Raw genomic sequence first — 25,708 nt, forward strand, 5'->3', positions numbered from 1 at the left:
CGTCGCGCAAGTCAGCGAGCGCTGGCTGCAGGAGTGCTTCCGCCGGCAGGTCGGCATGTCACCGATGTCCTATCTGCGCGAGGTCCGCATGGAACAGGTGCGTGCGGAGCTCACCGAGGCCGACCCGGCCTACACGTCCGTCGGCGATGTCGCCTACCGCTGGGGCTTCAACCACCTGGGACGCTTCGCCCAGCACTACCGCGCTCGCTTCGGAGAACTGCCCTCACACACGCTGACCTCCTGACCCGAGAGCATCTCGGCGCCCCTGAAGCCCCACGTCACAGGTCGGCCTGCCGGTGTCTTGCCGGTTGAGCCGAGACGGGGGTGCCGGGGTCACCGGTGAGGGGGGAACCGGCTTGGGACACAGGTTCCGTGATCCGGGTGAGCCGTCGGATCCGCGCGGTGCTCAAGGCGGACACAGCGAGCGCGGAGGTGGCCGACACGGCGCCGGCGAGGATCAGGCTCGATCGGGCGCCGAGGGTGTCCGACACCAGGCCGACCAGCGGGGCGCCGATGGGGGTGCCGCCGAGGAGGACGAGGAAGTAGACGGAGATGACCCTGCCTCGCAGGCGTGGGTCGGCATGAAGCTGAGTCAGCGCGTTGGCGGTAGTGGTCACGATCACGGCGGCGAAGCCTGTGGGGATCAGCAGGGCCATGAACGTGCCGTAGTCCGGCATCAGGCCGAGTGCGGCTTCGAGTGCCCCGAAGACGACCGTGGTGGTGATCAGCCGTCGTGCGGTGGGGGGCTTCCCCCGGCTCGCCCCGTATAGCGCGCCGACAAGGCTGCCCAAGGCGTAAGCGGCGGAGAGGTAGCCGAAGGCGGCGGCACCGGAGTGGAAGACCGTGATGGCCACGAGCGAGATGGTGACCTGGAAGTTGAGGCCGAAGGTGCCGACGAAGCCGATGACGGAGATCGGCAGGAGCAGCTCCGGGGTGGCGGCGATGTCCCGGAAGGCGTCACGCAGCCGGGTGGTGGGGTCCGGTGAGGACCTGCCGAGATCGCCCGGCTCGTGCGTACGGATGGTGATCAGACCGTAGAGGACCGCCAGGTACGAGACGGCGTTCAGGAGGAACACGGGGCCTGCGCCGAAGGCGGCGACGGACAGGCCCGCGAGGGCGGGGCCGAGGATGCGGGCCACGTTGAACTGGGCGGAGTTCAGGCTGACCGCGGTGGCCACGCGCTCGCGGTCGACGAGTTCGCAGACGAAGGCGTTGCGGGCGGGGCTGTCCACGGCGGTGGCGGTGCCGAGGGCGAAGGCCAGCGCGTAGACGGACAGCAGGTTCAGCGCTCCGGTGACGGTCAGCACTCCGAGCAGGAGCGACTGCGCTCCCATGGCGGTCTGCGTGAGAAGCAGAAGCCGCCGCTTGGGGAACCGGTCGGCGAGGACGCCTCCGGTCAGTCCGAACAGGGTCTGTGGCAGGAACTGCAGGGCGGTCACGATGCCGACCGCGCCGCCGCTGTTGCCGGTTATATGGAGGACGAGCAGGTCCTGGGCGGCGCGCTGCATCCAGGTGCCGACGTTGGAGGTCAGCTGCCCGAGCAGGTAGCGGCGGAAGTTCCGGACGGTCAGTGTGGCGAGCACCGCGCTCATGACATCTGAGGGGCGTAGCCGCGCGGGACGGACGCCTCCACGTCGTCGAGGTGGTGGAAGGTCGGGTGGGGGTGCATGAGGAAGGCATGGTGGGAGATGTTCCAGGCGTAGGCGCCGGCCATGGCGAAGGCGACTCGGTCGCCGATGCGCAGTCGGTCCACCATGACGCCGCGTGCCAGGACGTCCTTGGGCGTGCAAAGCTGTCCGACCAGTGTCACCGGCTCATCGCGGGCTTCCGGGCGGTTCCAGGGCGGGAGCCATTCGTCGTCGGGGATCACCTCGAAGGGCTGGTCGTGCTGTTTCGCGGCCGGGGTGCGCAGATGGTGGGTGCCTCCACGCAGCACGGCGAACGCCTGCCCCCGGCTGAACTTGATGTCCAGGACCTGGGTGACGTACCAGCCGCAGTAGGCGCTGACCGAGCGGCCGGGTTCGATCCTCAGCGTGAGGTGAGGATGGCGGCCCAGGATCCGGCGCAGTCCCTCGCCGAAGGCGGACCAGTCGAACACCTTGTGCGGATGCGCGTAGTCGACGCCCATCCCCCCTCCGACGTTGACCTCGGCCAGGTGGACTCCGCGTTCGCGAGCCCAGCCTTCGGTCCAGGTCAGGACTTTGTCGGTGAGGGCCAGTTGGGCGTGCGCCCGCAGTCCGCTGGCCAGGTGGAAGTGGAGGCCCCGCAGCCGGATGCGTGGGTCGGACGCGATCACCTCCAGGCAGTGGTCCAGTCGCGCGGGGTCCATGCCGAAGGGGCTGGGCCGGCCGCCCATGGCGAGGGCGACCTGGCCGGGGTCGACGGGCAGGTTGACGCGCAGCAGGACGTCGACGAGCCCGTCACCCAGCACGGTGGTGACCAGACGCAGTTCGTGTTCGCTCTCGATGTGCAGACGCTCCACTCCGGTGTTCAGCGCGCAGATCAGCTCTGTCTCTGTCTTGCCGGGACCTCCGAAGGCGATCGGCGCATCGGGAGTCACTGAGCGGACGTGGCTCAGCTCACCGCCGGAGGCCACCTCGAACCCGTCGACGTAGCAGGCCAGCGTCCGCAGGATCCGGGGGTCGGAGTTGGCCTTGGCCGCGTAGAGCAACTCGACGCGTTCCGGCAGGGCGGCCCGGATGGCGTGGACGTGCTCGCGCAGACCCGGCAGGTCGTAGACGTAGGCGGGCAGGTCGTCGGCGGTCATCCTGCCGACGAGGTCGAGGAGTGCGGGCCTCACCGGATCACCTCGCGGGGGAAGTCCGCGCCGAGCGGGCTGGGCAGGGGGACATAGGTGGCGTGCCGGTCGGCCTTGCGGGCCCAGCGCAGGAGGAGATTGGCCTTGGCGGGCAGCGGCACTCCGGACAGCAGGGCACGCAGGCGTGGCGGCTCGGCGGCGGTGCGGGCGTAGGCGCCGAGGTGGTCACGGAGCCGGCCCCAGAGGGCGGGTTCCAGCGTCGGGTCGAGGTCGGCCAGGGCGCCGAGCACTTCGGCGGCGTGGTTGACCAGGAGGCAGTACGCGACCCGGTTCCAGCCGCGTTCGGCATCGTAGGTGAGGGGCCCTCGGACGTCCTCCGGCAGGCCGCCGAGGGTGCGCTCGTGATGCCCGGGCAGGAGCTTGGTGCCCTCCAGGTCGCGGAAGAACATCTGCGCCGGTGTGCCGTCGGCGTTCACACCGACGACGACGTTCTGCAGGTGGGGTTCCAGTACGACGCCGTGTTCGAAGTAGGCGGCCAGTACCGGTGGCAGCAGCAGCCGTAGGTAGGTGTCCCACCAGGCCAGGATGTCGCCGTCGCCGCGCGCCAGCAGATGCGAGACGTGGGCCGGGCTGGTGGGGTACTCGTCCGCCACGGCGGCGGCGAGCAGGGGTGTCACCCCGGGACGCAGGTGGTGGCGCAGGCCGGAGCGGACGATGACGCCGAGACCTTCCAGTAGGTCGAGGTCGCCGTCGGTGTCGAGGGTGCGGTAGCCGGGCTCGGCCAGGAGCGCGCATCCGGGGAAGCGGCCGGTGAGCTCGGCGAAGACGGGCTGGAGCAGCCGGTTGAGGGCGACGGCGCCGGCCAGTTCGTAACGTGCGTGCTTGCGGACGCAGTTGGTGAGGCGGACGTTCAGGCTGAACTTCAGGAAGGTGTCGCTGTCGGGGTGGTACAGGGTGCGCACCGATGCGGTCGGCACCAGCTCAGGTCCGCTCACGCCGAGGTCGACGATGTCGCTGGCGGCCACTGCCTCTCGCAACCGGGCGTGGCCCCGGAGCAGCCGGTACTGCCAGGGGTGCACCGGCAGTATCGTGAATTCCGGGTCGGCCGTCGGGTGCAGCGCGTCCATCTCCTGCAGTTCGCCCTCCTCACCCACGAGATGGCGGCGCACCGCCAGGTAGCGCAGGCGGAAGCGCGCGCCGGTCTCCGGGCCGTACGCCAGCCAGTCCACCGGGTCGCCGGTGCGGGCCTTGGGAGTGGGGTGGAAGCGATGGCCGAACACCAGGGACTGCTCCGACGCCACGTACGGGTCCGTGTGCGGCGCGACGCCCGCCCGTTCCTGCAGTACGGTGCGGATCGTCTCGTGGCTGTCGGCGACCTGGGCCAGGAACTCGTCGTTGGCGACGCCCGTGCGCAGTTCCAGTTCGCCCTGGATGTAACTGGCCAGCTCCCTCCAGCCCACGGTCACCCAGGCGTGGTCGTCGAGCCGCTGCACCGGGCCCTGGAAGCGGTGCGCTCCGATCAGAGAGGTCCGTCGGAGTCGGGAACGCAGCAGGAGGCCCCGGCGTGGCAGACGCAGCAGAAGGTGGCCGTCGACGACGGTCACCTGGTGTTCGGGGGCGGAGACCTCACGGATCAGGCAGTTGAGCAGGGTGTGGGCGGTGACGGCGTCGGCCATCCGGGTCGGCTCGCCGGCCGGTGCGGTGACGGTTGTGGTGGCGAACCTGGTGTCGGGTGCGGTACCGGTGGTCATACGGTCCCTCCAGTGGGACGACGATCGGTGTCGGTTTTCAACGGCACAGGGCCAGCGGGTTGGGAACGGATGTCCACCGCGCCTTGCCCGGGTTCTCGGAGAGGCGCATGGCGATGGTCGCCTTCAGCGGCATGGTGTCGCCGAAGAACGCCGCCGCGTCTGCCTGGTTGGGCTCGCCCGCGTACACCCGGCGGCCGGCCTCGGCCACCGCACCCCACAGCGCCCGGGGATCGGCCTGGTGTGTCCGGCTGAGGACGTCGACCAGTTCGCTGAAGACTCCGCTGATCAGGCCGCCGAACAGTTTGGTGTGCAGCGCGTCGACGTCGTCGCCCGCGCGGGTGCCGAGCAGCGGTGGCAGCGTGAAGCCGCTCCGGGCCAGGCGCCGTGGACTGACGCGTACGCCGTCCAGATCCCGGTACAGCACCCGCACCGGCCGCCCGTTTCGCAGCACGACCAGGGTGTTCTGGCCGTGGGCCTCCAGTGCCACCCCCATGGACAGCAAGGTCAGTGCGGGCGGCAGGACGAGTCCGGCGAAGTCCGCCAGCCAGTGGACCGGATCTCCCGAGATCACGGTTGCTCCCGTCGCGTGGACGGCGGTGAGCGGAACCGCGATCTCCCCGGCGCCGAGGTGGCTCTCGGTCGACTCACGGATCATCGCCGCGAGGCTCGCCGAGGGCTGTCCGTCCACACACACCGCGCCGCCGCCCAGCTCACGCAGGATGCGCAGGCTGCCGTAGTAACCGGACTTGTCCAGGAGGGCCGAGACCAGGTCGGACAGCGGGGGCCCGTCGGCGACCTCGGCCGGGGAGATGGTGCGCCGGTAGTTGGTGACCTGCACGTCGAGCGCCGTCTTGATGTGGCAGCCCGGCAGGAAGCCCAGTGGTGCCAGGGTGCGCAACGACAGCAACGGCCGGGCCGGGATCGTCTCCTTCACGACGGCCAGGTCGGGATGGTGCGCGAGCACATGGTCGCGCTGCCAGGGGTGCAGCGGGACCAGGATCGTGTCGCCGTCGCGCAGTTGCCCGGGCCAGACGCCGGATCCCTGCCAGCGATCGGCCGGGACCCGGAGCAGCGCCAGCCGGACGACCGGGTGGTGCTCGGGAGCGTAGGCGAGCACGTCGGCGATCGACATACCGGTACGCGTCCGGCAGCAGGGATGCTGTGGGTGGCCCTCGACCACCGCCTGCTCGGCGTCCGCCGAGTCGTTGGGCGGGGCCGTCCGGTCTGTGTTGGCGGCCCTGGCCAAGGCCAGGTTGACCACGCTGTTGTTGAGTTCGGCCGCCAGTCGTTCCGCCGCGGGACTGTGCAGGCCCAGCTCGGCCAGGAGCTCCGCCGGGCCGGTGATCGGTCCCTCGGGCCCGGACACGGTGAAGTCCGCGGGCATCTCTGCGAACGGCTGCGCGCAGGACCAGGCCGCCGACAGCGAGCCGCCCCGTTCCAGATCGAGCACGAGACGGTCGGAGGCTCGGTGATGTCCGGTCACCCCCGGCACGGGTTCTCGTGAGAGAGCGCCCCACAGGCGGCCCAGCACGGTTGCCCGGGCTCCAGGGAGCGCGGCCGTGAACGACTCCACCAGGTCCGGCCGGGTGCGGCGCAGTTCATCAATGGGCATGAGGTGTCCCAGGTGCTCGGGGGCGCTTGTCACGCGGTGCTCCAGCGGCACCGGACGTGTAACCGACGCTAGGCGACGACGATCAAGGAAATTGCCAGAGCAAATGCAACGGCGATCCCGGAATCGTTCGAGGAGGTGTTGTGCTCCCTTCGACTCCAGCCGGTTCCGCGGCGGACGCTTCATCCGACACGGCATGACGCTGGATCAGTTTTCGACTCCGGCCCGGACGGCTGAACCCCGCGGTGGCCCTCAACCCGTCGGCTACGGGGAGGGCTTGCCTGCCGCGGGGGCAGTGTCGGCATCCGCCGCTGTTCGAAACTCTTGGTTCTCCGCTTGATCCACGTGCCGGCGTACTGGCTGTCGCCATCGCATCGTGTTTCAGCGGCTACGCCGTCCGTGGTGAACCCGGTTGGCCGCGAAGAAAGGATCACCGGCTCGGGGGAGGTTCCGGCGTTTGCGCCACACGCTCCGGCCGAAGTCTGTGAGCCTTCCGTCATGCGTGTATTGCTGATCGAGGACGACGACCGGGTGGCCGGACCGTTGACGGAGGGGCTGCGCCGTTTCGGGTTCACCGTGGAACACGCCAGAAGCGGCACCGACGGCCTCGCCGCACCGGAGGCGGCGATGGTGCTGCTGGACCTGGGGCTGCCCGACATGGACGGCATCGATGTCTGCCGCGCGCTCCGGGCCCGCTCGTCGGTGCCGATCATCATGATCACTGCCAGGGACGACGAGGTGGACCGGGTGCTCGGTCTGGAGTTGGGGGCGGACGACTACGTCTCGAAGCCGTTCGGCGTACGGGAGCTGGTCGCCCGGATCCGTGCGGTCACCCGCCGCACCCGCCTCGTCGGGCTGGACACGCCCCCCGAAGAACGGCAGCTGTCGGCGGACCCGGCCCGGCCCGGGATGCCCCACGTCCAGCGGATCGGCCCGCTGACCATCGACCGTCGCACCCGGCGGGTACAGCTGCACGAGGTCCCGGTCGCCCTTGCCCCGAAGGAATTCGACCTGCTCACCTGTCTCGCGCAAGACCCCGGAGCCGTCTGCTCCCGCCGGCAGATCCTCGACACGGCGTGGGAGCCGAACTACTTCGGCCCCACCAAGACCCTGGACGTCCATATCGCCGCGCTGCGCCGCAAACTCGGTGACTCCGCCTGGATCGAGAACATCCGCGGAATCGGCTTCCGCCTCGTGCCGCCGCCACCCGCCGACGCCAGGTCCGCCACGCCCGTCACGTCCGCGACGTCGGCCACGCGCGCCACGTCCGCCACGTCCGCCACGTCCGCCACGTCCGCCACAGCGTCGGCGCACGGCGGAGGGCCCCGGTGACGCGTCGTATCCTGCTCAGCCAGCTGAGCCTGATACTGCTCGTCCTGCTCGCGCTCGAAGTGCCGTTCGGTGTCTTCTACGCCCGCAGCGAGCTGTCCCGCTTCTCCCGCACGGCGCAGCAGGGGGCGATGACGCTCGCCGCGGTCTGCGAAGAGCGGATGGAGCACGGTCTGACGGCCGACCTCCCCGGCCTGGCCCGCGCCTACGGGCGGCGTACCGGCAGCCGCGTGCTCGTCGCCGACGAGAAGGGCGTCGTCCTCACCGACACCGCTCTTGACCTGGTCGGCAAGGACCTGTCCGCCGAGCCGGACATCTCCGACGCGCTGCGCGATCGGCCCGCGACCGGTATCCGGCGCGAGCCGTCCGCGGACGGCGAGGTCCTCTTCGTCACCGTCCCCGGTGGCTCCGGCGCCGGCGTGCCCTGTGTGGTGCGGACCGTGTATCCGCTGGGCCCGCTCACGGCGAAGGTCCATGCCACCTGGCTGGCGCTGGCCGTCGTCGGCCTCGGCGTGCTGGCCGCCGCCACCCTGATCGGCTTCGTTCTCGCCCGCTCGATCACTCGCCCGGTCAGGGCGTTGGAACGCGCCACCGCGCAACTCGCCGAAGGCCGGCTCACCGATCCACCGGCCACCGATCGCGGGCCGCCGGAACTGCGTCGGCTGGCCGCGTCGTTCACGACGACCGCGACCCGGCTGCAGCACGTGCTCCATGCTCAGCGGGCGTTTGCCTCCGAGGTGTCGCACCAGCTGAGAACCCCGCTGACCGCACTGCGCCTGCGGCTGGAGAATTTCGAGCCGTATCTCGCCCCCTGCGCCCAGGACAGCCTCGACACGGCGCTGACGGAGATGGAACGGCTCAGTCGTATGGTGCAGGGGCTGCTGGCACTCGCCAGGTTGGAGAACTCCGCGATCAGACCGGAAGCGGTCGATCTCGACGCCGTCGTCGCCGACCGCGCGGCCGTCTGGACGGCCTTCGCCGACGAACAAGACGTGGGTATCACCGTCCGCGGGGCGACGGCCGTCCGGGTGTGGGCGGTTCCGGGAGCGCTGGAGCAGATCATCGACAACCTGCTCTCCAACGCGCTGCGTGTGTCCCCACCGGGAACCGCCATCACGCTGGCCGTCCTCACCGCCCCGAGGGAAGGCGGCCGCACCTCGCCCATGGCCGAGCTGCATGTGATCGACCGAGGGCCCGGCATGACCGAGACCGAACGGCAGAAGGCTTTCGACCGGTTCTGGAGAGGCCCTGACGCCGACCACGACGGCACTGGCCTCGGCCTGCCCATGGTCCGGCAGCTCGCCCGCGCCGGCGGCGGTGAGGTCACCCTCGAGCCGGCCACCGGCGGTGGGCTCGACGCCGTGGTGCGCCTTTCGCACGCGGGGAGCCACACTCACCAGACGCGCCTGGGCACGCCGGCGGACGTCGACTCCGCAGGACGCCCGCGTCACCACGCCGTAGGCAGATCAGAGCGGTGAGTACGGCGGGGCATCACGCGTTCCCCGAAGCCGGGCCGCCGCAGAAACCGGCGCGAGAGGGGTGAGGCACGTGCCTCAGTCCTGCAGCGCCGGGGCGGGCGGCCCTGCCCATCGGGGCGCGAGTGGCGCGAACCGCCCAGGGGCCAGGACCGCCCTACCGGGGGTCGGCCACGGAGTCAGGGCTTCACTCGCGCCCACCCCGCGGCGGCCGGTGCCCGCAGCAGGCGTCCGGGATGTGGGACGAGCCTTCGGGCGGCAGGGCGTTCGTGTGCGTGCCCGATGCGGCGCATTGGGCCCGTTGGGCGTCGTCGAGCATCTTGTCGCTGTCGGAGGCGGCGTTGGCCAGGCCGACGCAGCACAGGGTCAGTAGCAGGGCCCCGCCGGCGATGGGCAGCGTACGCCGAGGCGGCGGTGGGGCCAGCAGGGCCCGGACCCGCTGGGGTACGGCGCCGCCGGTGACGGCGAGCGCCGGGGCACGCGACGGGCGGGACGAGGCGGCGAGGGCGGCCCGCCCGACGGCCCGGGCGACGACCCGGCGGCTGCCGACCCGCGCCGCGGCCTCCTCGTCGGCCCAGCGCTCCAGGGCGAAGCCGCCCGCGTCCGCCAGGGGCCGCAGCAGTGGATTGAGCGCCGCGGCCAGGCGCCACACAGCCTGGAACGCGTGATGCCGACCCCGGAGATGGGCTCGTTCGTGGGCCAGCAGGGCCTCGCGTTCCTCGTGGTCGAGGCAGCGCAGCATGCCGCAGGACACCACGATGCGTCCGGGCGCGCCGGGCAGCGCGAACGCCTGCGGGGTGTCGTCGTCGACGACGACCAGCTCGCCGTCGCCGGACAGCCGGGCGCACTCTCGCCGCGCCCAGAGGAGGTGCCGGGCCTGTCGTACGCCGGAGAGGACCAGGGAGCCGGCTCCCGCCACCAGGACGAGGGCGCTGACGAGCGCGACGATGAGATGGACCGGGTCCTCGGCCCGCAGCGCGGGTACCGACCAGCGGCCCTCCGCCGCCACCTCGGGGATCTGCGCCACCGCGGTGAACGCCAGCAGAGCCAGTGATCCCGTCCAGCCGACCGTCGTCACCAGCGCGGCACAGGCCAGGGCCCAGGCCGCGGGGCGCGGGGCGAGCCGGCGCGCCAGCCGTGGTGCGAGCACGGTCACCAAGGCCGTGACGGCGAGCGGAACGTAGACGCTGATCAGCACCGGCTCACGTCCCGCCGTAGGAGTGCCCGGTGCCGTCGGTGCCGTCGTGTCCGGACAGCAACTGGTGGAGCAGTTGCTCGTCTTCTTCGGAGAGTCCGGAGACGAAGCGGGACAGCACCGCCTCGCGGTCGGAGCCCTCCTCCAGCAGCGACTTCATGCGCTGGGCGGTGTGGGACGCCTCGTCGCGGACCGGCTCGTAGGCGTATCCGCGGCCCTCGCGGTGCCGGACGAGCATGCCCTTGTCGTACAGCCGGGACAGGATCGTCAGCACGGTGGTGTAGGCCAGATCGCCCGGCAGCCGCTCCAGGGCCTGCCGTGCGGTCAGCGGGCCGTCGGCGGACCAGAGGGCGGCGAGCACCGTGCTCTCCAGTTCGCCACGGCCCCGCCTGCTGGCGGCCCCGCCGGCTTCTTCTTCCCTGAGGTAATCCACCGTTCCTCTTTTCGTCGCCTGGCCTTCGGACAGGCTACCCGGGGACCTCCTACTACTTGTAGGAGGTATGCTCCGGGCTTTGAACCGCGAACTACTACAACTTGTAGTTACGCCTCCTCCCGTCTGCGTAAGAGGAAAGCCCATGGACCATCCCGGACGTACGCTTCCGAGACTCGCGACTGCGGATTTTCTGCCGGCGCCCCGCACGGCGGCCAAGCACTCCGGCCGGGTCGCGATCGTCTCGGCGAGTGTCGGCGCCGGTCACGACGGTGCCGCCGCCGAACTGGAGCGCCGCCTCGCGGCCGACGGGGTGGTCGTCGACCGGTACGACCTGCTGGATCTGCTCCCCGCCGGAGTCGGCCGGGCGATCAGCAACGGCTACCACCGGATGCTCGTCCAGGCGCCCTGGGCCTACCAGCGCATCTACGCCAGCACCGAGCGCGCCGGTGGAGGCGGCCCCATGGCCCGCGCCCTGCTCCGCGCCGCCGAGGACCGGGTACTGAGGGTCCTGCACCCGGGTGTCGGGGCAGTCGTCTCCACCTACCCCGGAGCCAGTCGCGTGCTGGGCAGCCTGCGCCTCGCCGGACGCCTGACGGCCCCGGTCCTCACGTACCTGACCGACTTCTCGGTGCATCCGCTGTGGGTGGCGGACGGTGTGGACGTCCACCTCGCGGCCCACGCCGTGCCCGCCGCCCAGGCACGGGCGGCCGGGGCCCGGGACGTCCGGGTGTGCGGGCCGGTCGCCAACCCCCGGTTCCGCCCCTGCGACGCACGGGAACGCGACCTCGCCCGGGCCCGGTTCGGGCTGCCGTCCGGCACCCCGCTCGCTCTGCTGGTCGCCGGATCCTGGGGTGTCGGGCCCGTCCGGCAGGTCGCCCTGGAGCTGCGCGACTGCGGGGCCGCGGTGCCGGTCGTCGTCTGCGGCCGCAATGAGGCCCTGGCCCGGCGCTTGCGTGCGGAAGGGATCGAGCACGCCTACGGCTGGGTCGACGACATGCCCGGCCTGATGCACGCCGCCGACGTCCTCGTCCAGAACGCGGGCGGTCTGACCTCCTTGGAGGCGTTCGCCACGGGGCTGCCCGTGGCCAGTTACCGCTGCATACCGGGGCACGGTCTGACCAACGCCGCGGCCCTGGACGAGGCGGGGGTCGCCGTGTGGATCCGCGACCCCGCCGACCTCAAGAGCGTCCTGTGCGACCTGACCGACGGCCCACTCGGGGTGCGGCAGCGCGAAGCGGGGCTCGGACTGTTCGCCGGCTCCTCTGACGACGGCCCGGCGGCCGAGATCACACGCGTGCACCGCTCGGGTCCGCCGCCCCTGACCGCGCGGGCCGTCGGGCGGCGGCGCGTCCGATCGCGCCGGCTCGCGGTCACCACCGCTGCGGCCTGCGCCGTGTGGGCGTCCGCCGTCGCCTCCGGGGCGGCGATGACGGACCAGGCACCGCTCCTGGCACGCACCGTTGGCCACACCCTCGACCTGGACCTCCTCACACCCAGCCACAGCGACGCACCGGAAGGACATCACTCATGACGGCGTCCTGGCCGATGCGCGCGGCCGCCCTGGCCGCCCTGCCCGCCGCTCTCGCGGTCGTCCACTCCGCGCCCGCCGTCTCCACCTTCGGGCCGCTGCGCAACCGCGCCATGCCCCGCCTCTCCGGCCGGGGCCGGACGAACCACGTCGCGCTCACCTTCGACGACGGACCCGACCCCCTGTCCACCCCCTTCTTCCTGCGACTGCTCGACAGGCACGGCGTGCAGGCCACCTTCTTCCTGCTCGGCCGCGAAGCCCGACGCTCTCCCGGCCTGGTGCGTGAGATCGCCGCCGCGGGCCATGAGATAGGCGTCCACGGCTGGCTGCACCGCCCCCTGGTGCTGCGCGGCCCGCGCGCCACCCACGACGACTTCGCCCGCGCCCGCGACACGGTCGCCGAGATCACCGGCCGCCGGCCCGCGCTCTTCCGCCCTCCGTACGGTGTCATGTCCACCGCCGCCCATCTGGCGGCCCGGCGCCTCGGTCTCACCCCGGTGCTCTGGACCTGCTGGGGCGAGGACTGGACATCACGGGCCACGCCGGATTCGGTGCACGGCACGGTGGTCCGCGACCTGGACGGCGGTGGCACGATCCTGCTGCACGACTCGGACTGCACCTCCGCCCCCGGCGCCTGGCGTTCGGCTCTGGGCGCCCTTCCCCGCATTCTCGACACGTGCGAGCAGCGGGGCTTCGAGGTGGGCCCGCTGAGCGACCACGGGTGGCCGGGCAACGCCGGGGATCACGGGATTCACCCTGTCGATGGCGATGCGCCTGGTCGCTGACAGCCGTTAGGGCACCGGGAACGTTCCTCGCTCATCCATCGTCTACAGTTCAGACCGTCTACATGCCTGTAGTCGATTCTAGGAAGGCCCGGCGCCCATGACCACATCGCTGCACCTCGCCTCACAGCTGGCCGTCAACGTGCTGGACGCCCGATCACTGCTGGCCGCCTTCGGTGTCCTGGGCGTGGGCGTGGTGATGTTCGCCGAGACGGGGCTGCTGGTCGGCTTCTTCCTCCCCGGGGACTCGCTGCTGTTCACCGCGGGGCTGCTGTGCACGGGTACGGCCAGCCAGGGTATTCACCTCTCGCTGGGGCCGTTGCTGATCGCGGCGGCCCTAGGAGCGCTGGCCGGGGCCCAGTGCGGATATGTGCTCGGCCGGAGGGCGGGTGGGGCACTGCTCGCACGCAGCCGCTCCAAGCGCCTGCACGAGGGAGCTCAGCGGGCCGAGGAACTGCTGGAGCGGTACGGATACGCGAAAGCGGTCGTCCTGGCCCGTTTCGTGCCGGTGGTGCGGACGGTGCTCAATCCGATGGCGGGCGCGCTGGGTGTGCCGGTGCGGACGTTCACGGTGTGGCAGGTGATCGGCGGCCTGGTGTGGAGCCTCGGCCTCACGCTCGGCGGCTACGCGCTGGGTTCCTCGATCCCGAACGTCGACCGCTATCTGCTCCCGATGGTCGCGTTGATCGTCGTCGTGTCGCTGATCCCTCTGCTCACCGAGGTCCTCCGCTCCCGCCGGACCGCGAGGGCGCGTGAGGAGCGCGGCTGATCTCGGCCTTGGACGGACCCGCGGCGCGGCCGGTACGCTCACCGGGCTGCCGCTGACGACTGTGGTGCGCAGCCCGCCGGAATCCCCGGCTGGAGGGATCGCCTCCCGGCGGCTGGGCTCACCGCTCGGCGCCCTGTGAACCAATCGTCCGTCACCGGCGAGATCCGCCGTGCCGAGAAGTCACTGGAAGATCATGTGCCACAAGATTCTGGTCGTTGAGGATGACCACGCCCTGCGCGATGTGCTGCGTCGTGGCCTGTCCGAGGAGGGCTACGCCCCCGTCCTGGCCGCCGACGGCTCGACCGCCCTCCGGTTGGCCTCCGCCGACGTCGCGGCGGCCGTCCTGGACATCGGACTCCCCGACGCGGACGGCCGGGACGTGTGCCAGGCGATGCGCGCCAACGGCTTCCTCGCTCCCGTGATCTTCCTGACCGCCCGGCACCAGCTCACCGACCGGCTGTCCGGCTTCTCCGCCGGCGGCGACGACTACCTGCCCAAGCCTTTCCACCTCGCCGAACTCGCCGCGCGGCTCAGAGCCGCCCTCAGACGAACCGCGCCGGCTTCGACGGCCACGGCAGGGGACCTCGTCCTGGACGCCGTCGGGCACAGCGCCACCGTGCACGGCATCCGCGTCGCCCTGACCCCCACGGAGTTCCGGCTGCTCGCCACGCTCGTCGCCGCGGCCGGATCCACCGTGGCCCGTCGCGAGCTGACCAGAGCGGCCTGGCCCCAAGGCGCGCACGTGAGCGACAACACTCTGGACCAGTACCTGACGCGGCTGCGACGCAAGCTGCGCGAGGCCGGCAGCACGCTCACCATCGGCACTGCACGCGGAATCGGACACCACCTGTCATGAGCCCGGGCCGTGTCCTGAGCCGCCTGACGCCGCGCACCCTGCGCGGACGCCTTTCCCTTGTCGCACTGACCACCGCCGCCCTGTTGATGACCGTCCTGACCGTGGTGTTCAACGTGGCGATGAGCCGTCACCTCCAGCACCAGGCGGACGACGAACTGCGCAGTCGGGCTGCCGCCGTGGCCACGACCGTGGACACCGGCGGCCGCCAGGTACGCGTCGTGGAAACCGCCAACGACGGTCTCCTCGACACGAACGTGTGGATCTACGCCGGCACCCGGCTGCTCGAAAAACCCCCGTCGACGACTCCTCGCAGCCCGCTGGCCAGGACCGCCGACCGGCTGGCCGCACAGCGCACGCCGGCGTGTACGACCTCGCACGCCCACGGTGACCAGCCCGTCCGCCTGTGCTCCCGGCCGCTGACCGGCCGCCACGCCGCCGCGACGGTCGTCACCGCCCTGGACCTCGGCCCGTACCGCAGTTCGGCCGACACCCTGTTGAGCGGATCACTGATCCTGGACGCCTTCATGCTCGCGTGCACCTACCTGCTCACGCGACTGGCCGTCGGCCGGGCGCTGCGCCCGGTGCGGACGATGACCGACCAGGCCACCCAGTGGAGCGCCGTGGGCTCCGACGACCGCTTCGGCGCCGACGCGCACCCGGCCGAACTCGCCCGCCTCGGTGCCTCGCTGGACGCGCTCCTGGACCGCATCCGCACCGTGCTGCGCCACGAACAGCAACTCACCGGCGAGCTGTCCCACGAACTGCGCACGCCACTCACCCGGATCATCATCGAACTCGACTGGTGGCGGGCCCGCCCGCGCACGGACGCCGAGACCCGTGCGACGCACGAAGTGATCGCCGAGGCCGCCCAGTCCATGCGCTCCATCTGCGACACGCTCCTGACCGAAGCCCGCGAGAACGCGCTGAACCCGTCCGCGACCGCAGAGACGACCGATGTCGTCGGTCTCCTGGACCGCGTGATCCAGCGCCTCGACATGCCGGATGCCGTGAAGGCCACCGTCGGGCCCGGTGTCCCGGGTGTGGAGGCAGGGGTTGCCCCCGCTCTCCTCGAACGCATCGTCAGCCCCCTGCTCGCCAACGCCGCCCGCTACGCGCGCTCCGACGTGAACGTCGCCGTACGGCGGGTGCCCGGCACCGTGCGGATCGACGTGGTCGACGACGGCCCCGGCGTGCCGGAAGCGTTCGTCGGCGAGCTGTTCCAGCCCGGCCGACGCGCCGACGACGGCGACGGCCACGACGGTGCGGGCCTCGGCCTGCCCCTTGCACGACGCCTGGCCCGGTCCGTCGGCGGTGACGTGTCCTACGACCCCGCCCACACCCCCGGGGCCAGGTTCACGGTCAGCCTGCCCGCCGCCTGACCGGTTCCTTGGCCACACGCTCCCGCGGATCAGGCCGTTCCTCCGGTCACCTGCGCCGGTTCTGAGACGTCCTTGCGGGTGACGAAGAGGTGGACGACCAGCGCGAGTATCACCGCGAGGAACAGGGCGCTGGTCACGGCGGTACCCAGACCGAGTCCGCCGTCACCCGTGGGCTGGGAGAGGTAGTCGCCGATGGAAGCGCCCAGCGGGCGGGTGAGGATGTAGGCGATCCAGAAGCTCCACACGGCGTCCAGACCCAGCGCGAAGTGCGTGATGGCCACCGCGGCGATGGCCACCGCGAACAGCACGGCGGACAGCCAGTACCCGAGGTCCAGGCGCTCGGAGACCAGGTCACCGGCGGCGGTGCCCAGGGCGAACGTGAAGAGGACCGCCAGCCAGTAGTAGGCCTCGCGGCCGGTGGTGTCGATGTGGTGGATGGACAGGGTTTGCTCGCGCCGGTACCAGACGACGAACACGATCGCGAGGATGATCGCGAAGACCGTGGTGCTCGTCTCCAGGGGCACGCCCAAGTTGTCGGTGAGGTTGTCGCTGATCAGCGTGCCGACGACGCTGATCAGCGCCACGGCGAGCCAGTACACGTCCGCCCGGTAGGCGCGTGTGCGGAACTGGACCACCAGCACGACGGCCAGCAGGGCACTCATCAGCAACGACACCCCGGTCAGCCCCAGACCGGCCTTCTGGTTCAGCAGGTCGGCCGCGGTCTCGCCGACCGTCGTGCACAGCACCTTGATGATCCAGAAGTAGAGGGTGACTTCTGGCACCTTGCTCCAGCGCACCCGGTGACGCGAGGGGACCGCCTCGCCGGTCGCCGGAAGCAGTGGGTTCTCGGACGTTTCGTTGGTCATGGTGCCCGACCGTGCCACTCTCCGCCTGAACACGTCCTGACTGCCCTCGCATCACCCGGTCCTCACGTTCCCTCGCGGCGGACCGGGACGAGCAGGGTGAAGGTGGTCGGAGCGCTGCCGGTCAGGGAGAGCCGGCCGCCGAGGGAGACCGCCAGGTCGCGGGCGAGCGCGAGGCCGATGCCTGTTCCGGCGCCGCCGGTGTGACCGCGGTCGAACAGCCGCCCCGCCGGACCGTGCACCCGGCCCTCGTCGGTGACGTCGAAGGCGAGGGCGTCGTCGAGGTCGCGTACGACCAGGCGGACGGTACCGAGGCCGTGGACGCGGGCGTTGTCCAGCAGGATGTCGAGGATCTCCGTGACGGGTCCGCCGGAAACAGGGATGTCCTCCGGCACATCCCGGGCGAGACACTCGAAGCGCCGGCCGACCTGGGCGAACGGTCCGTGCCAGCGTTCTTCCGTGGCATGCAGCACGTGCCCCAGGGGACGGTCGGCCGCGCCGGTCCCGGGCAGAGCGGTGGACTTGGACAGGCGCAGGACCTCCTCCACCGTGCGGTGCAGTCGGCGGGTGGCGGCGAGGGCCTCGGCGAGGACGGGGCGCAGCCGGAGGTCGTCGTCCTGTTCCAGGCCGGACTCCAGGGTGAGCTGAAGGCCGGCCAGGGGTGTACGGAGCTGGTGGGAGGCGTTGGCGGTGAAGTCGCTTTCCCGGCGCAGGAGTTCGGACAGGCTGTACAGCATCTCGTTGTGAGTGCGGGCGACTTGGTCGATCTCGGCGATGCTGCTGGGGGCCGCGCGGGCGTTCAGGTGTCCTTCGGTGACGGCTCGGCAGTGCCGGGAGAGGTCCTCCAGCGGCGCGGCCAGGGCACGTGCCTGCCGGCGGGCGACGAGGACGGCGACGGCCAGCGCCACCACGGCCACGCCCAGCAGTGCCGCCCACGCCAAGAGGACCCGGTCGCGTACCACGGCGGCCGGGGACGACGCCCGTACGACACCGATCACGCGCTCGGCGTGCGCGACGGGCACGGCGACGACCAGGTCGCCGCCCGACCTGGTCCGGACGGCCGCACCGCCGAGTGCGCGGCGGACCGGGGCGTCGGCGGTCGCGGGGCCGCTGCCCGCACGCAGCCGCGCCTGTGGGTCGTACAGGCCGAGGCTCCCGCCGGCCGGGGGTGCGGGCAGTTCCACGGGGTCGCCGACCGCGTAGTCCGGGCTCACGCGCACGGCCCCGGCCAGGGCGGCCCGTTCCAGGGTGTCGCGCTGATCGGCGTACAGGGCGGAGCGGATCGCGAGGGCCAGAGGGAAGGCGAGGAGGACGACGGCGACCAGGGCGGCGACGACGGCGACTCGCACCACGCGCTGTCTCATGCCCTCATCATGCGGTCCCAGCGGCCGCCCCGACCCCGTGCGCCACACGTTTTGCCGTCGTCTAACCATCGGCGAGCGGGGCGTTAACCGGGCTGCTCCTAGCGTCAGCTGCACAACCGTCCGAGGGCTCGCTGGAGGGCAGTGGACATGGCAACACACACACGGACGTCCGTGATCGTCGGCTTGGTGGTCGTCGCGGCGGCGACCGCAGGCTGTTCGGGATCCGGCTCGCCGGCCGCCAAGGGGGCCGCGCCCCCTGGTTCGTCGACGTCCTCGGCCCAGGGCGCGCAGAACAACGCGGCGCCCACCGAGTCCAACCCGCCCGGTGACATCCCCGACAACCAGGCATACGTCCCCTTCAGCGGATCCGGCTTCACCGTGAAGGTGCCCGAGGGGTGGGCCCGTACCCAGCAGGCCGGCGCGACGGTGTTCACGGACAAGCTGAACACCGTACGGATCGAGACGGCCAACGCGTCCACCGCGCCCACGGTCGGCTCGGTGACGAGCACCGTCGTCCCGCGCCTGCAGTCACAGGTCCCGAAGTTCGCCGCACCCAAGGTGTCCGAGGTGACCCGGCACGGCGGCCACGCCGTCCTGCTGGCCTACCAGGGGGATTCGGCGAAGGACCCGGTCACCGGGAAGGTGGTGCGGGAGGCCTTCGAACGGTACGCCTTCCAGCGCTCCGGTCACGAGGTGGACCTGACCCTGTCCGGGCCGGTCAACGCCGACAACGTCGACCCCTGGCGCATCATCAGCGACTCCATGGCGTGGCGGTGATCACCATGACGGACGAGACCGTCCTCACCGCCCGCGAGCTGTACCGCTTCTACCGGGCCGGCGAGGAGGAGACGCTCGCACTGCGCGGGGTGTCCCTGCGGGTACGGCGCGGCGAGACCCTCGCCGTGGTCGGGCCGTCCGGGTCGGGCAAGTCGACCCTGCTGGCCTGTCTGGCCGGGCTGGACGAGCCTTCCGGCGGTGATGTGCACGTACGCGACGTACGGATCAGCCATCGGCCGGAGACCGAACGGGCCCGGTTGCGGGCCCGGCACATCGGGGTGCTGCTGCAGAGCCGCAACCTGCTGCCCCACCTGACCGTCCGCGACAACATCCGGCTGGCCCAGCGGGCGGCCGCGGGCCGGCCCGCCGTCGCGGCGCACGAGCTGCTCGGCCAGGTCGGTCTCGCCGGGCGGACGCAGGCCCTGCCCCGGCAGCTGTCCGGCGGTGAACTGGCCCGCGCCGGGCTGGCCGTGGCGCTGGCCAACTCCCCCGACGTACTGCTGGCCGACGAACCGACCGGCGAACTGGACAGCGAGACGGAACAGATGGTGCTCACCCTGCTGCGCGACCAGGCCGCCCGCGGCTGCGCGGTGCTGATCGTCACCCACAGCGCGGCGGCCGTACGCGCCGCCGACCGGGTCGTCGGCCTGGCCGACGGCAAGACGGACAGCGCGTCGGCGGAAGACTCACCCGTGGAGGAGGCGCGCCATGGCAATGGATGAGCCCCTGGTCGCCTGCCGGAACGCGGCACTCACCTTCGGGCGCGGCCCCCAGGCAGTCGTGGCCGTGCACGGAGCCGACATCGAGATCGGGGCCGGTGATCGGCTCGCCATCGTCGGCCCCTCCGGGTCGGGGAAGAGTTCGCTGCTGCACCTCCTGGCCGGGCTGGAGCAACCCACCAGCGGCACCGTCACACGGGCCGACTCCCTGGGCCCGTACGACATCGGTCTCGTCTTCCAGGGCGACAGCCTGATCCCCGCCCTGAGCGTGGCCGAGAACACCGCCCTGCCCCTGGTCCTCGCCGACCGGCCCGAACCCGAGGCGCGGGAAGCCGCGCTGATCGCGCTCGCCCTGGTGGACGTCGGCGACCTGGCCGACCGGTTGCCCGAGGAGATCTCCGGCGGCCAGGCCCAGCGCGTGGCCGCCGCCCGGGTCCTGGCCCAGGCGCCGCGCCTGATCCTCGCCGACGAGCCGACCGGCCGCCTCGACCACGTCACCGGTGGCCGGGTACTGGACGCCCTGCTGACAGCCGCCGACCACGCCGGTGCCGCCCTCGTCGTCACCACCCACGACCCCGCCATCGCCGCGCGCCTCACCACCCGGCGCACCATGCGCGACGGCCGACTGCTCGCGCCCGAGGAGGCGTCATGATCACCGCTTGGTCACGCGGCCTGGCCCGTCACCGCACCGGACGGCTGATGGCCGCCGTGGCCGGGATCGCGCTCGCGGTCGCGCTCGTCGCGGCCCTCGGCTCCTTCCTCACCGCGTCGAAGGCGACCATGACCCAGCGCGCGCTGCGCTCGGTCGCCGTCGACTGGCAGGTCCAGGTGCAGCCCGGTGCCGACCCGAACAGCGTGCTGTCGCTGGTGCGCAAGACCCCCGGCACCGGGGCCGCCGCACCCGTCGGCTTCGCCCGTACCACCGGCTTCACCGCCCAGGTGCAGGGCAGCACCCAGACCACGGGTCCGGGCGTGGCCCTCGGTCTGCCCGACACCTACCGCAGCATGTTCCCCGACGCGATCCGCACGCTCACCGGCTCCTCCACCGGTGTTCTGCTGGCCCAGCAGACCGCCTCCAACCTGCATGCCGCCCCCGGCGACACCATCGCCGTCCGGCTGCCGGGGGTCGGAGCGCGGCAGGTGAAGGTGGACGGTGTGGTCGACCTGCCGCAGGCCGACTCCCTCTTCCAGACGGTGGGCGCCCCCAGCCAGTCCCAGCCGGCCGCGCCCCCGGACAACGTCGTCCTCCTGCCCGCCGCCCGGTTCGCCGCGCTCACGCAGGGCTCCACCGGTACCACCACCCAGATCCACGTTGCCCGCGACACCACGCGCCTGCCCACCGATCCGTCGGCCGCCTTCACCTCCGTCACCGGCGCCGCCCACAACCTGGAGGCCCGCTCCGCCGGTACCGCGCTCGTCGGCAACAACGTCGGAGCCGCACTCGACTCCGCCCGGCAGGACGCCCTCTACGCCCAGATCCTCTTCCTCTTCCTCGGTGTCCCCGGCGCGGTCCTGGCCGCCGCGCTGACCGTCGCGGTCGCCTCCGCCGGCGGTGAGCGGCGCCGCCAGGAGCAGGGGCTGCTGCGGCTGCGCGGACTGCGCCCCGGCCAGATCACCGCTCTCGCCGGTGTGGAGGCGACGCTGACCGGCCTGCTGGGTGGCCTGGCCGGAATCGGCATCGCCGCGCTGACCGGGCGCCTCGCCTTCGGTACCGCGTCGTTCGGGACGAGTGCCGGCACCTGGGTGCTCTGGTACGGCATCGCCTTCGTCCTCGGAGCCGCGGTGGCCGCCGGCGCCGTCCTCGTCCCCGCGCTGCGCGATCTGCGCACGGTGACCGTCGCCGACACCCGCAAGGAGTCCGGCGCGCGCGGCACCCGCAGCCCCTGGTGGGCGCGGTACGGCCTGGACTTCGCGCTGCTGATCGGCTCGTGGCTGATCTTCCGTGCCTCGTCCGGCAACCAGTACGCCCTGGTCCTCGCCCCGGAGGGGGTGCCCAGCATCTCGGTGTCGTACTGGGCCTTCCTCGGCCCCGCGCTGCTGTGGCTCGGCGCCGCCCTCCTCCTGTGGCGGCTCATGCTGCTGGCCCTGGCCCACGGCCGCCCCGCGCTCGCCCGCCTGGCCCGCCCGCTGACCGCGAGCCTCGCCGGCACCACCGCCGCCACCCTCGCCCGGCGCCGCCGCCCGCTCGCCCGCGCGGTGGTCCTGCTCGCCCTCGCCGTGTCCTTCGCGGTGTCCACCGCCGTCTTCAACTCCACCTACCAGCAGCAGGCCGAGGTCGACGCCCGGCTGACCAACGGCGCCGACGTCACGGTCACCGAACCGCCCGGCGCCCGCGTCTCACCCAGCGCCGGAACACCGCTGCGGGTCTCCGGCGTCCAGCACGTCGAACCCGTCCAGCACCGCTTCGCCTACGTCGGCTCCGACCTCCAGGACCTCTACGGCGTCCGCCCCGACACCGTCGCACAGGCCACCTCCCTCCAGGACGCCTACTTCGCCGGCGGCACCGCCCAGCAGCTCATGCAGCGGCTCGCCCAGCGCCCCGACAGCCTGCTGGTCAGCTCCGAGACCGTCAGCGACTTCCAGCTCTCCCCCGGCGACACCGTCAACCTGCGCATCCAGGACGCCCGTACCAAGGCCCTGCGCACCGTCCCCTTCCACTACGCCGGCATCGCCAAGGAGTTCCCCACCGCCCCCAAGGACAGCTTCTTCATCGCCAACGCCTCGTACATCGCCAAGGCGACCGGCAGTGACGCGGTGGGCGCCTTCCTCCTCGACACCGGCGGCACCCACCAGAAGCAGGTCGCCGCACAGGTGCGGACGAAGGTCGGCACCAGCGCCACGGTCACCGACCTCACCCAGACCCGGGGCACCGTCGGCACCAGCCTGACCTCCGTCGACCTGGCCGGACTGACCCGTATCGAGCTGGCCTTCGCCGTCCTGCTGGCCGCCGGGGCAGGCGGGCTCGTCCTCGCCCTCGGACTCGCCGAACGCCGCCGCACCTTCGCCATCGCCACCGTCCTCGGCGCCCGGACACGCCAGCTGCGCGGCATGGTCCTCACCGAGGCCCTGCTCCTGGCCTTCGCCGGCCTGGCCGGAGGCGCCCTCATCGGCTGGGGCCTGTCGGAGATGCTGGTCAAGGTCCTCACCGGTGTCTTCGACCCGCCGCCCGCCGTCCTGGCCGTGCCCGGCTCCTACCTGGCGCTCACCGCACTGGCCGCCCTGATCGCCATACTGGCGGCGTCCCTCAACGGCATCCGCCGGGCCCGGCGCCCGGCCATCGAGGAACTGCGTGACCTGTGAACCGGCGGACGGGGAGGGAGTCTTCTACCCTGTCCGCCATGGGCACGCTCACCGCACCGGACAGCAGCCGTTTCCGTGTCCTCGTGGTGGAGGACGACGACGTCATCGGCCACCACCTGGAGACGGGCCTGCGCGGAAACGGCTACACCACCGCCTGGAGACGCACCGGCGCCGCCGCCCTGACCGAGGCCACCCGGGCCGCCCCCTACGACGCCCTGCTCCTGGACCTCGGTCTGCCCGACATGGACGGCCTCGATGTCGCCCGGAGCCTGCGCGGCCGTTTCCGGGACCTCCTGATCGTGGTCCTCACGGCCCGCACCGACGACATCGACATCATCGCGGGCCTGGACGCCGGCGCCGACGACTACCTGGTCAAGCCCTTCAGTCTCACGGTCCTGCTGGCCCGCCTGCGCGCCCATCTGCGCCGCCGGACCCTCGGCGCGCCCGCCCAGAAGCAGCCGATCCCCCTCGGCGACCTCGTCCTCGACCCGGTGGCACGCCGGTGCCACCTGCACGACGAGGAGGTGCCGCTGCGCCCGAAGGAGTTCGAGCTCCTCGCCCTGCTCGCGCGGCACGCGGGCGAGGCCGTCTCCCGGGAGACCCTGATGGCCGAGGTCTGGGACGAGAACTGGTTCGGGTCCACCAAGACCCTCGACGTCACCATGGCGGGCCTGCGCCGCCGCCTCGCCGAGGCCGCCGAGACGGGTCCCGGCCCCAGCCGTCTGCCCCGCATCACCACGCTGCGGGGGCACGGCTACCGCCTGGAGACGTGACCTCGTGCCGTGCGGTGGATCTCTTATTCGCGCTGCCAAGGCCTGGCCTGGCTCGCCGGCTCAGCTCGCCTGCGGCCGGGCCAGGCCCTGGTCATAGGCGAAGATCACCGCCTGGATGCGGTCGCGTGCGCCGATCTTGGCGAGGACGCGGCCGACGTGGGTCTTCACCGTGGACTCCGACACGACGAAGCGGGTGGCGATCTCGCCGTTGGTCCAGCCCTTGCCGATGGCGACGAGGATCTCCCGTTCGCGGTCGGTGAGCCTGCTCAGTCTGGGGTCCTCCTCGGAGCCGCCGGGGCGGGGCGGTACCAGCCGGGCGAACTCGTGGAGCAGTCGGCGGGTGAGTGCGGGCGCGATCACGGCGTCCCCGACGGCCACGGCGCGGATGCCCGCGAGGAGTTCCTCGGGGCGGGCGTCCTTGAGGAGGAAGCCGCTGGCTCCGGCGCGCAGGGCCGCGTGGACGTACTCGTCGAGGTCGAAGGTGGTCAGGACGAGGACGCGGGAGCGGTCGCCGGCGGCGACGATACGACGCGTGGCCTCGATGCCGTCCATGCCCGGCATGCGTACGTCCATGAGGACGACGTCAGGGCGGAGTTCGGCGGTCTTGCGCACCGCTTCGGCCCCGTGCGCGGCCTCGCCGACCACCTCCGTCTCGGGCACGGAGTCGAGGAGCATGCGGAAGCCGTAGCGCTGGAGCGGCTGGTCATCCACGACGAGGACGGTGGTCATCGGGCACCGCCCTGGGGAGTCAGGTCGAGCGCGGCCCGCACCGCCCATCCCGCACCGGCGGGACCGGCGCTGACGTGTCCGCCGTACAGGGCCGCTCGTTCACGCATACCCACCAGACCGTGTCCTTCCTCGTTGGCCGGTCCGCGCGGGCCGGCCGGGGCGGGCGGGCCGGAGTCCTGGACGGTGATGGTCAGCCGCGTGTCCGCCACGACGACCGCCAGGTTCGCACGAGTGCCGGCGCCCGCGTGCTTCAGGGTGTTCGTCAGAGCCTCCTGCACGATGCGGTAGACGGCCAGTTGCACCCCGTCGTCGAGGGCTTCGACGTCACCGGCGGTGCGGTAGACGACCTCCAGGCCGGCGGCGCGCACCCCCTCGCACAGCGCCTCGATGTCCGCGAGACCGGGCTGCGGGCTCAGCTCGGGCTCGGTGCGCGGGCCGTCCGCCTCGCGGAGCACGCCGAGGACGCGCCGCAGCTCGCTCAGTGCCTGGCGGCCCGTGTCGCCGATGAGGTGCAGGGCCTCCCTGCCCCGTTCCGGAGCGACGGCCGTGGCATACGCGCCGGCGTCGGCGAGCGTGATGATGACGGACAGGTTGTGGCCGACGATGTCGTGCATCTCGCGGGCGACCCGTACCCGTTCGGCCGCGACGGCGAGCCTGCCGCGCTGGTCGCGCTCTGTCTCCAGCCGGGCCGCGCGATCCCGCAGCCCGGCCAGCTGAGCCCGCCGGATGCGGATCATCAGGCCGAGCGCGAGGGCCGCGGTCGCCGTGCTGAGGAGGAAGAAGAGCGCGTCCCAGATCGACACCGCCGCCGAGACGCGTACCGCGACCAGGCCCAGCGCGCCCGCCATGGCGGCGCAGGCCCACGGCAGCTGCCGTAGCCGCCCGTGCAGCGCCAGGCTGTACAGGGCCACGAAGAGGGCGACGTCCGCGCGGAGTGCGGCGCCGAGAGACCACTGCAGGACGAACACTGCCGTGACGGCGCCGAAGGCCACCGCTGGCGCCCTCCGCCGCCACAGCAGCGGCAGCACCAGCCCGGCCTGCAGGGCCAGCATGCCGGCCGGGGGCAGCTGGGTGAACGCCAGGCGGAAGTGGCGTGGGCCCTCGCCGTCCCCTTCTGCGCCGCTCCCGTGCAGCAGGTCCGGCAGGCAGAACATCAGGAAGACCAGGACCACCACCGCGGTGTCCAGCACCCACGGACGGGCCTGGTCGGCATGGCGGAGCCGCTGGCCGGCCCGGCTGAGCCGGGCGACCAGCGGCGCCATCCCGCCGAGGTCTTCGGTAGTCACGGAGTTCACCAGCCCATGATGCGGGTCCGGCCC

Annotated in this window: 23 protein-coding genes; 13 read left to right on the plus strand and 10 right to left on the minus strand. The window is 72.2% G+C overall.

Annotated elements, in window-relative coordinates; all coding sequences use genetic code 11:
• Window positions 1-244, plus strand: a 244-nt coding sequence (locus ABZ396_RS16500; protein ID WP_358918084.1) for a helix-turn-helix transcriptional regulator, incomplete at its 5' end; no start/stop codon positions are given.
• Window positions 245-278: 34 nt separating this feature from the next.
• On the opposite strand, the gene ABZ396_RS16505 is transcribed toward ABZ396_RS16500, so the two are convergent.
• The 4 genes from ABZ396_RS16505 to ABZ396_RS16520 are packed head-to-tail and all read right to left on the minus strand — an operon-like array spanning window position 279 to window position 6,154.
• A complete protein-coding gene (locus ABZ396_RS16505) occupies window positions 279-1,592 on the minus strand; it encodes an MFS transporter (RefSeq protein ID WP_358918086.1) in 1,314 nt (437 codons plus the stop codon).
• Entirely contained in the window at window positions 1,589-2,800 is a 1,212-nt protein-coding gene (locus ABZ396_RS16510; protein WP_358918088.1) for a type III PLP-dependent enzyme, read from the minus strand. The genes ABZ396_RS16505 and ABZ396_RS16510 overlap by 4 nt, the downstream gene beginning before the upstream one ends.
• Complete coding sequence (locus tag ABZ396_RS16515) at window positions 2,797-4,509, minus strand: IucA/IucC family protein (RefSeq protein WP_358918090.1); 1,713 nt, start codon at window positions 4,507-4,509, stop codon at window positions 2,797-2,799. The genes ABZ396_RS16510 and ABZ396_RS16515 overlap by 4 nt, the downstream gene beginning before the upstream one ends.
• A gap of 37 nt (window positions 4,510-4,546) precedes the next feature.
• Complete coding sequence (locus ABZ396_RS16520; protein ID WP_358918092.1) at window positions 4,547-6,154, minus strand: IucA/IucC family protein; 1,608 nt, start codon at window positions 6,152-6,154, stop codon at window positions 4,547-4,549.
• A 462-nt stretch (window positions 6,155-6,616) separates the two neighbouring features.
• Here ABZ396_RS16520 and ABZ396_RS16525 point away from each other — a divergent pair, with 462 nt between their 5' ends.
• Together ABZ396_RS16525 and ABZ396_RS16530 are read left to right on the plus strand one after the other, a co-directional pair.
• Window positions 6,617-7,450, plus strand: a complete 834-nt coding sequence (locus ABZ396_RS16525; protein WP_358918094.1) for a response regulator transcription factor — start codon at window positions 6,617-6,619, stop codon at window positions 7,448-7,450.
• Window positions 7,447-8,925, plus strand: a complete 1,479-nt coding sequence (locus ABZ396_RS16530; RefSeq protein ID WP_358918096.1) for a HAMP domain-containing sensor histidine kinase — start codon at window positions 7,447-7,449, stop codon at window positions 8,923-8,925. Before ABZ396_RS16525 ends, ABZ396_RS16530 begins: the two co-directional genes overlap by 4 nt.
• A 184-nt stretch (window positions 8,926-9,109) precedes the next feature.
• Here ABZ396_RS16530 and ABZ396_RS16535 read toward each other — a convergent pair whose 3' ends face one another.
• Window positions 9,110-10,120, minus strand: a complete 1,011-nt coding sequence (locus ABZ396_RS16535; RefSeq protein ID WP_358918098.1) for a M56 family metallopeptidase — start codon at window positions 10,118-10,120, stop codon at window positions 9,110-9,112.
• A 4-nt stretch (window positions 10,121-10,124) separates the two neighbouring features.
• Window positions 10,125-10,550 carry a BlaI/MecI/CopY family transcriptional regulator gene (locus tag ABZ396_RS16540; protein WP_358918100.1) on the minus strand — a complete coding sequence of 142 codons (426 nt, stop codon included), beginning with the start codon at window positions 10,548-10,550 and terminating at the stop codon, window positions 10,125-10,127.
• A 142-nt stretch (window positions 10,551-10,692) separates the two neighbouring features.
• On the opposite strand from ABZ396_RS16540, the gene ABZ396_RS16545 reads away from it, so the two are divergent.
• From ABZ396_RS16545 to ABZ396_RS16565, 5 genes are all read left to right on the plus strand, one after another.
• Entirely contained in the window at window positions 10,693-12,081 is a 1,389-nt protein-coding gene (locus tag ABZ396_RS16545; RefSeq protein ID WP_358918102.1) for a glycosyltransferase, read from the plus strand.
• Window positions 12,078-12,863 (plus strand): polysaccharide deacetylase family protein, encoded by a 786-nt coding sequence (locus ABZ396_RS16550; RefSeq protein WP_358918104.1) that lies wholly within the window; start codon window positions 12,078-12,080, stop codon window positions 12,861-12,863. Before ABZ396_RS16545 ends, ABZ396_RS16550 begins: the two co-directional genes overlap by 4 nt.
• Window positions 12,864-12,960: 97 nt before the next feature.
• Complete coding sequence (locus ABZ396_RS16555) at window positions 12,961-13,629, plus strand: DedA family protein (protein ID WP_358918106.1); 669 nt, start codon at window positions 12,961-12,963, stop codon at window positions 13,627-13,629.
• 193 nt (window positions 13,630-13,822) lie between these two features.
• Window positions 13,823-14,485 (plus strand): response regulator transcription factor, encoded by a 663-nt coding sequence (locus ABZ396_RS16560; protein WP_358918108.1) that lies wholly within the window; start codon window positions 13,823-13,825, stop codon window positions 14,483-14,485.
• Window positions 14,482-15,864 (plus strand): HAMP domain-containing sensor histidine kinase, encoded by a 1,383-nt coding sequence (locus ABZ396_RS16565; protein WP_358918110.1) that lies wholly within the window; start codon window positions 14,482-14,484, stop codon window positions 15,862-15,864. Before ABZ396_RS16560 ends, ABZ396_RS16565 begins: the two co-directional genes overlap by 4 nt.
• Window positions 15,865-15,893: 29 nt before the next feature.
• On the opposite strand, the gene ABZ396_RS16570 is transcribed toward ABZ396_RS16565, so the two are convergent.
• Together ABZ396_RS16570 and ABZ396_RS16575 are read right to left on the minus strand one after the other, a co-directional pair.
• The gene (locus ABZ396_RS16570) at window positions 15,894-16,730 is read right to left on the minus strand and encodes a hypothetical protein (RefSeq protein ID WP_358918111.1); all 837 of its coding nucleotides are present in this window, start codon (window positions 16,728-16,730) and stop codon (window positions 15,894-15,896) included.
• Between the two features lie 62 nt (window positions 16,731-16,792).
• Complete coding sequence (locus ABZ396_RS16575; RefSeq protein WP_358918113.1) at window positions 16,793-18,091, minus strand: HAMP domain-containing sensor histidine kinase; 1,299 nt, start codon at window positions 18,089-18,091, stop codon at window positions 16,793-16,795.
• 147 nt (window positions 18,092-18,238) lie between these two features.
• On the opposite strand from ABZ396_RS16575, the gene ABZ396_RS16580 reads away from it, so the two are divergent.
• Genes ABZ396_RS16580 through ABZ396_RS16600 form a run of 5 tightly spaced genes read left to right on the plus strand, consistent with a single transcriptional unit; the run spans window position 18,239 to window position 23,660 of the window.
• Window positions 18,239-18,868, plus strand: a complete 630-nt coding sequence (locus ABZ396_RS16580) for a hypothetical protein (RefSeq protein ID WP_358918115.1) — start codon at window positions 18,239-18,241, stop codon at window positions 18,866-18,868.
• Window positions 18,869-18,873: 5 nt separating this feature from the next.
• Window positions 18,874-19,590: an ATP-binding cassette domain-containing protein gene (locus ABZ396_RS16585; RefSeq protein WP_358918117.1), complete on the plus strand. Its 717-nt coding sequence runs from the start codon at window positions 18,874-18,876 to the stop codon at window positions 19,588-19,590.
• Complete coding sequence (locus tag ABZ396_RS16590; protein WP_358918119.1) at window positions 19,577-20,239, plus strand: ATP-binding cassette domain-containing protein; 663 nt, start codon at window positions 19,577-19,579, stop codon at window positions 20,237-20,239. Before ABZ396_RS16585 ends, ABZ396_RS16590 begins: the two co-directional genes overlap by 14 nt.
• Entirely contained in the window at window positions 20,236-22,887 is a 2,652-nt protein-coding gene (locus tag ABZ396_RS16595) for an FtsX-like permease family protein (RefSeq protein ID WP_358918121.1), read from the plus strand. Before ABZ396_RS16590 ends, ABZ396_RS16595 begins: the two co-directional genes overlap by 4 nt.
• 38 nt (window positions 22,888-22,925) lie before the next feature.
• The gene (locus tag ABZ396_RS16600) at window positions 22,926-23,660 is read left to right on the plus strand and encodes a response regulator transcription factor (RefSeq protein ID WP_358918122.1); all 735 of its coding nucleotides are present in this window, start codon (window positions 22,926-22,928) and stop codon (window positions 23,658-23,660) included.
• A 60-nt stretch (window positions 23,661-23,720) separates the two neighbouring features.
• On the opposite strand, the gene ABZ396_RS16605 is transcribed toward ABZ396_RS16600, so the two are convergent.
• Both ABZ396_RS16605 and ABZ396_RS16610 read right to left on the minus strand, forming a co-directional pair.
• Complete coding sequence (locus ABZ396_RS16605; RefSeq protein ID WP_358918124.1) at window positions 23,721-24,389, minus strand: response regulator transcription factor; 669 nt, start codon at window positions 24,387-24,389, stop codon at window positions 23,721-23,723.
• Window positions 24,386-25,675, minus strand: coding sequence for a histidine kinase (locus ABZ396_RS16610; protein ID WP_358918322.1), 1,290 nt, complete (start codon window positions 25,673-25,675; stop codon window positions 24,386-24,388). The genes ABZ396_RS16605 and ABZ396_RS16610 overlap by 4 nt, the downstream gene beginning before the upstream one ends.
• Between the last annotated feature and the right edge of the window lie 33 nt (window positions 25,676-25,708).

This window comes from Streptomyces sp. NPDC005866, assembly GCF_040629895.1.
Classification (GTDB): Bacteria; Actinomycetota; Actinomycetes; order Streptomycetales; family Streptomycetaceae; genus Streptomyces.

Excerpts from the sequence above, each read along its gene's own strand:
- ABZ396_RS16600 (WP_358918122.1), top strand. The coding sequence starts at position 22,926 with ATGGGCACGCTCACCGCACCGGACAGCAGCCGTTTCCGTGTCCTCGTG.
- ABZ396_RS16560 (WP_358918108.1), top strand. The coding sequence starts at position 13,823 with ATGTGCCACAAGATTCTGGTCGTTGAGGATGACCACGCCCTGCGCGAT.
- ABZ396_RS16585 (WP_358918117.1), top strand. The coding sequence starts at position 18,874 with ATGACGGACGAGACCGTCCTCACCGCCCGCGAGCTGTACCGCTTCTAC.
- ABZ396_RS16550 (WP_358918104.1), top strand. The coding sequence starts at position 12,078 with ATGACGGCGTCCTGGCCGATGCGCGCGGCCGCCCTGGCCGCCCTGCCC.
- ABZ396_RS16545 (WP_358918102.1), top strand. The coding sequence starts at position 10,693 with ATGGACCATCCCGGACGTACGCTTCCGAGACTCGCGACTGCGGATTTT.
- ABZ396_RS16605 (WP_358918124.1), bottom strand. The coding sequence starts at position 24,389 with ATGACCACCGTCCTCGTCGTGGATGACCAGCCGCTCCAGCGCTACGGC.
- ABZ396_RS16580 (WP_358918115.1), top strand. The coding sequence starts at position 18,239 with ATGGCAACACACACACGGACGTCCGTGATCGTCGGCTTGGTGGTCGTC.
- ABZ396_RS16595 (WP_358918121.1), top strand. The coding sequence starts at position 20,236 with ATGATCACCGCTTGGTCACGCGGCCTGGCCCGTCACCGCACCGGACGG.
- ABZ396_RS16525 (WP_358918094.1), top strand. The coding sequence starts at position 6,617 with ATGCGTGTATTGCTGATCGAGGACGACGACCGGGTGGCCGGACCGTTG.
- ABZ396_RS16565 (WP_358918110.1), top strand. The coding sequence starts at position 14,482 with ATGAGCCCGGGCCGTGTCCTGAGCCGCCTGACGCCGCGCACCCTGCGC.
- ABZ396_RS16555 (WP_358918106.1), top strand. The coding sequence starts at position 12,961 with ATGACCACATCGCTGCACCTCGCCTCACAGCTGGCCGTCAACGTGCTG.
- ABZ396_RS16515 (WP_358918090.1), bottom strand. The coding sequence starts at position 4,509 with ATGACCACCGGTACCGCACCCGACACCAGGTTCGCCACCACAACCGTC.
- ABZ396_RS16575 (WP_358918113.1), bottom strand. The coding sequence starts at position 18,091 with ATGAGACAGCGCGTGGTGCGAGTCGCCGTCGTCGCCGCCCTGGTCGCC.
- ABZ396_RS16505 (WP_358918086.1), bottom strand. The coding sequence starts at position 1,592 with ATGAGCGCGGTGCTCGCCACACTGACCGTCCGGAACTTCCGCCGCTAC.
- ABZ396_RS16590 (WP_358918119.1), top strand. The coding sequence starts at position 19,577 with ATGGCAATGGATGAGCCCCTGGTCGCCTGCCGGAACGCGGCACTCACC.
- ABZ396_RS16570 (WP_358918111.1), bottom strand. The coding sequence starts at position 16,730 with ATGACCAACGAAACGTCCGAGAACCCACTGCTTCCGGCGACCGGCGAG.